This window comes from Rhodococcus sp. NPDC057135, from assembly GCF_042670865.1.
GTDB lineage: Bacteria > Actinomycetota > Actinomycetes > Mycobacteriales > Mycobacteriaceae > Rhodococcus_F.
In genome coordinates this window covers 1-5,174 of sequence record NZ_JBHUUU010000037.1, presented here as the reverse complement: position 1 = coordinate 5,174, position 5,174 = coordinate 1, and the positions used below count along the sequence as shown (strand labels likewise).

Sequence of the window (5,174 nt, the reverse complement as noted above, 5' to 3'; positions counted from 1 at the left end):
GCAGAAGCCGGGCGGCCGCTTTCGACGTGCTCAGGGGATCATCTGAGGCGCTCGATCACCATTGCCATGCCCTGTCCGCCGCCGACACACATGGTCTCGACGCCGAAGGTCTTGTCCTGCTCCTGCAGGTTGTTGATCAGGGTGTTGGTGATGCGGGCACCGGTCATACCGAAGGGGTGGCCCAGTGCGATCGCGCCACCGGAGATGTTGAGCTTGTCTTCTTCGATACCCAGTTCGCGAGCGGATCCGAGGACCTGCACGGCGAATGCCTCGTTGATCTCGAACAGGTCGATGTCGGAGATCGACTTGCCGGCGATCTTCAGGGCGTTCTTGACGGCCTGAATCGGGCCGAGGCCCATGATCTCGGGGGACAGGCCCGAAACGCCGGTGGAGACGATGCGAGCGAGCGGGGTCAGGCCGAGTGCCTTTGCCTTGGTGTCGGACATGATCACCAGTGCGGCTGCGCCGTCGTTGAGCGGGCAGGCGTTGCCGGCGGTGACGGTGCCGTCGGGGCGGAAGACGGGCTTGAGGCCGCTGATGCCTTCGTAGGTGGTGCCGGCGCGGGGGCCGTCGTCCTTGGAGACGACGGTGCCGTCGGCGAGGGTGACGGGGGTGATCTCACGCTCGAAGAAGCCGCGAGCGATGGCTTCCTCGGCGCGGTTCTGGCTGCGCACTGCCCAGCGGTCCTGGTCTTCGCGGGTGATGCCGGTGGCGGAAGCGACGTTCTCGGCGGTCTGGCCCATGCCCAGGTACACGTCGGGGATCAGGCCCTCTTCGCGAGGATCGGTCCAGGCGACTCCACCCTCGGCGAGCTTGGCGCTACGAGCCTGAGCTGCGTCGAAGAGCGGGTTCTTGGTGCCCGGGAGGCCGTCGGCGTTGCCGGTGATGAAGCTGGAGACGGACTCGACGCCGGCGGAGATGAAGACGTCGCCCTCGCCTGCGCGGATGGCGTGCAGAGCCATGCGGGTGGTCTGCAGCGAGGAGGAACAGTAACGGTTGACCGTGACACCGGGGAGGAAGTCGTAGCCGAGCTGAACGGCGACGACGCGGGCGATGTTGAAGCCCGACTGACCGGCGGGCTGGCCGCAACCGAGCATGAGGTCGTCGATCTCGGTGGGGTCGAGCTCGGGGACCTTTGCCAACGCGGCGGCAACCATCTGAGTCGCGAGGTCATCCGGGCGGATGTCCTTGAGCGAACCCTTCATTGCGCGGCCGATGGGCGACCGTACTGCTGAGACGATTACTGCCTCGGGCATGAAAACTCCTTTTGTGTACTGCTCGGGGGCGGCTTGAAACGCCGCCGAGCAGGGCAAGTTGAATGCAGCTTCGACTTACAATTTACGTTGCCACTCCCAGATGGTGGTCACGCAGTCTCACTCAGTTGACGTCGTGGCGCTGACCTGCAGGTTTGGTGCGTCGCGCGAAGGCTTTCCATTGGGTTGCCGCCGCCGTCAGTCGGGCCGCGACGGTGCGAGCTTGCGCCGCCTCCGAGACGTGGGGGAGTTCGGGTAGCGGGCCACCCTGCCACTCGCCGAGAGCCGACGCGAGAACCGGGACGATCTGCTTCGCCGCGAGTTCGTATCCGGCCGCGGACGGGTGGAAACGGTCGGCCGAGAACATCGTGTCGGGCGAGGCCAGGAATTCCTTGGCCAGCAGGTCAGCTAGTGGAACGGGATGACCCCCCGCGTTTCTGGTCGCGGCCGCCTGGGCGAGCGCCAGACGATGACCCCATTCACGCACCACGGAGCGCAGCGGTTGCGGGATTGCCGTGACCACCCCCAGATCCGGGCAGGTGCCGACAACAACGACGGCGCCGCTCTCGCGTAAGCGTCGTACCGCGTCACCGAGGCGTTTTGCCGAAGCGTGAATTGCGTTCTTGGCGGTGACGTCGTTGGCGCCGATCAGGATCACCGCAGCGTCCGGGGGAGGGCCGGCGACGAACATGGCGTCGACCTGCCCGCTCAACCCGCGTGAGGTGGCCCCGCCGATAGCCTTGGTGCTCAAGCGGATTCGTTTCCCGGTTTCACTCGCGAGCTGCTTCGCGACCTGCACACCCGGAACTTCCGACGCCGTCAGCGCGCCGACGCCGGCCGCAGACGAATCGCCGAAGATCATCAAGTGGAGATCGAAGGGCACGGCCCGCCACCAGAGTTCCGGGTTGTCGGCGCCGGGCGCGTAGACGCCGTCCGCCTCGGGTGGCTTGGCGATATTGCGACCGATCACCCCACGCGCCGCACCTGCCTGCGACATCAGATAGTTGTAGCCCAACCAGGAGAGCGTGCCTGCACTCGATCCGGCCACCACCGTGGCCACCGACGCTTTCAGTCCGGTTCGACTCACACTTGCCAATCTAGCCGGATTGCACCGCCTTCGCCCGACGTCCGCGCGCACCGTTTTCTTCTATCTGGGAACATGGACGAATGCGCATCGCGGAACACGTCGTCGACCTCATCGGCAACACCCCACTCGTCAAGCTCACGTCCGTCACGGGCGAAAACTTCGGCACGGTGGCAGCCAAGGTCGAGTACCTCAACCCGGGCGGTAGCTCCAAGGACCGCATCGCCGTCAAGATGATCGACGCAGCCGAGGCTTCGGGTGAACTGAAGCCGGGCGGCACCATCGTCGAACCGACTTCGGGCAACACCGGAATCGGCTTGGCGCTCGTGGCGCAAAAGCGTGGATACAAGTGCGTTTTCGTCTGCCCCGACAAGGTCAGCGAAGACAAGCGCAACGTCCTGCGTGCCTACGGCGCCGAGGTGGTCGTGTGCCCCACGGCCGTCGCGCCGGACAACCCGAACAGCTACTACAGCGTCTCCGACCGCCTCACTCGTGAGATCCCTGGCGCCTGGAAGCCCAACCAGTACTCCAACCCGGGCGGACCGGAGAGCCACTACGAGACCACCGGTCCCGAGATCTGGGCCGACACCGACGGAAAGATCACGCACTTCGTCGCGGGCGTCGGCACCGGTGGAACCATCACCGGCACCGGCCGCTACCTCAAGGAAGTTTCGGGCGGCAAGGTCAAGGTCATCGGCGCAGACCCCGAAGGCTCCGTCTACTCCGGCGGCACCGGTCGCCCGTACCTCGTCGAAGGCGTCGGCGAAGACTTCTGGCCGACCGCATACGACCCGTCCATCCCGGACGAGATCATCGCTGTCTCGGACGCCGATTCCTTCGAGATGACACGTCGCCTCGCCCGCGAAGAGGGACTGCTGGTCGGCGGTTCCTGCGGTATGGCCGTCGTCGCCGCCCTCGAAGTAGCCAAGCGCGAGGGCCCCGACGCCCTGATCGTCGTCCTCCTCCCGGACGGTGGCCGCGGCTACCTGTCCAAGATCTTCAACGATCAGTGGATGGCGTCGTACGGATTCCTGCGCACCCCACTGGACGGCAAGACGAACGTTCCCACCGTCGGCGACGTGCTGCGCGGCAAGTCGGGCGAGCTGCCGGACCTCGTTCACACTCACCCGTCGGAGACCCTGCGCGACGCGATCGAGATCCTGCGCGAGTACGGCGTGTCCCAGATGCCCGTCGTCGGTGCGGAACCGCCGGTCATGGCAGGCGAGGTCGCCGGAAGTGTGTCCGAGCGAGATCTTCTGAGCGCGGTATTCGAAGGCCGTGCGCACCTTGCGGATTCCGTCGAGAAGCACATGAGCAAGCCGTTCCCGCTCATCGGTTCCGGCGAGCCGGTCTCGGCGGCCACGAAGGCGCTCGGTGACACCGATGCACTCATGGTGGTCGACGACGGCAAGCCGGTCGGTGTCATCACGCGCCACGATCTCCTGGGTTTCCTGAGTTCGGATTCCTGAGTTCGGATTCCTGCGCCGGCACCGGCGCCATTAGGCTGGGGACCATGAGTGAGCAACGCAGCAAGGCCGACAACATCAGCTGGCAGGGTTTCTCCACGAAAGCGGTGCATGCGGGTTACGAACCCGATCCGCTGACCGGTGCGGTCAACGTGCCGATCTACGCGAGTTCCACCTTCGCCCAAGACGGCGTCGGTGGAATGCGCAGTGGCTTCGAGTATGCGCGAACGGGTAACCCCACCCGTCGCCCACTCGAGGCGAACCTCGCCGCGCTCGAATCCGGAACCTATGGTCGAGCGTTCAGTTCGGGAATGGCGGCCACCGACTGCCTGCTCCGTTCGGTACTTCGACCCGGCGATCACCTGGTCATCCCCGACGACGCGTACGGCGGAACCTTCCGTCTCATCGACAAGGTCTTCACGCAGTGGGGGATCGAGTACACCCCGGCTCCGGTGTCCGACGTCGATGCGGTGCGCGCGGCGATGAAGTCCAACACCAAGCTGGTCTGGGTCGAGACCCCCACGAATCCGCTGCTCAACATCGGTGACATCGAGCTCCTCACCGAGGTCGCCCACGAGGGCAACGCAAAGATCGTGGTGGACAACACTTTCGCGTCGCCGTACCTGCAGCAGCCGTTGCAGCTCGGTGCCGACATCGCGCTGCACTCCACGACCAAGTACATCGGTGGACACTCCGACGTGGTCGGTGGCGCTCTCGTCTGCAACGACGAAGAATTGGACACGGCCTTCGCGTTCCTGCAGAACGGATCGGGCGGCGTTCCCGGCCCGTTCGACGCGTTCTTGACGTTGCGCGGAATCAAGACTCTGGCGCTGCGCATGGAGCGTCACAGCGACAATGCGGAGAAGGTCGTCGAATTGCTCGACGGTCACCCTGCTGTTGCCAGCGTCATCTACCCCGGCCTGGCTTCGCACCCGTCGCACAAGGTCGCGGCCAAGCAGATGCGACGCTTCGGCGGCATGATCTCCGTGCGTCTCAAGGGTGGCAAGGCGGCGGCTCTCGACCTGTGCTCACGCACCGAGATCTTCACGCTGGCAGAATCTCTCGGCGGAGTCGAATCCCTCATCGAGTTCCCCGGTGCGATGACTCACGCCTCGACGGCCGGTTCCGCGCTCGAGGTTCCCGACGATCTGGTTCGCCTGTCGGTCGGCATCGAAGACGCCTCCGATCTGGTCGGCGACATCGAGCAAGCACTGTCCTGATCTTCGCTCTACGGTAATTCGAATTCGAACCTGCAGTGCGCCTTCACACCTCACGAGGGTGTGGAGGCGCACTTTCTGGAGGCATGCGTGAATCTCGAACAGATAAAGGCTGCACAGCAACTTCTCGCCCCGGTCATGCGCCGCACCCCGG

General features: G+C 65.2%; 4 protein-coding genes. 2 read left to right on the top strand and 2 right to left on the bottom strand.

Annotated features, from left to right (window positions below; all coding sequences use genetic code 11):
* Positions 1-38: 38 nt before the first annotated feature.
* Together ACFT1A_RS30910 and ACFT1A_RS30905 are read right to left on the bottom strand one after the other, a co-directional pair.
* A complete protein-coding gene (locus ACFT1A_RS30910) occupies positions 39-1,256 on the bottom strand; it encodes an acetyl-CoA C-acetyltransferase (RefSeq protein ID WP_378450102.1) in 1,218 nt (405 codons plus the stop codon).
* Between the two features lie 121 nt (positions 1,257-1,377).
* A complete protein-coding gene (locus tag ACFT1A_RS30905; RefSeq protein WP_378450101.1) occupies positions 1,378-2,340 on the bottom strand; it encodes an SGNH/GDSL hydrolase family protein in 963 nt (320 codons plus the stop codon).
* Between the two features lie 80 nt (positions 2,341-2,420).
* Here ACFT1A_RS30905 and ACFT1A_RS30900 point away from each other — a divergent pair, with 80 nt between their 5' ends.
* Both ACFT1A_RS30900 and ACFT1A_RS30895 read left to right on the top strand, forming a co-directional pair.
* Positions 2,421-3,806: a cystathionine beta-synthase gene (locus ACFT1A_RS30900; protein ID WP_230814199.1), complete on the top strand. Its 1,386-nt coding sequence runs from the start codon at positions 2,421-2,423 to the stop codon at positions 3,804-3,806.
* 44 nt (positions 3,807-3,850) lie between these two features.
* Positions 3,851-5,023, top strand: coding sequence for a cystathionine gamma-synthase (locus ACFT1A_RS30895; protein WP_230814198.1), 1,173 nt, complete (start codon positions 3,851-3,853; stop codon positions 5,021-5,023).
* Positions 5,024-5,174 lie beyond the last annotated feature (151 nt).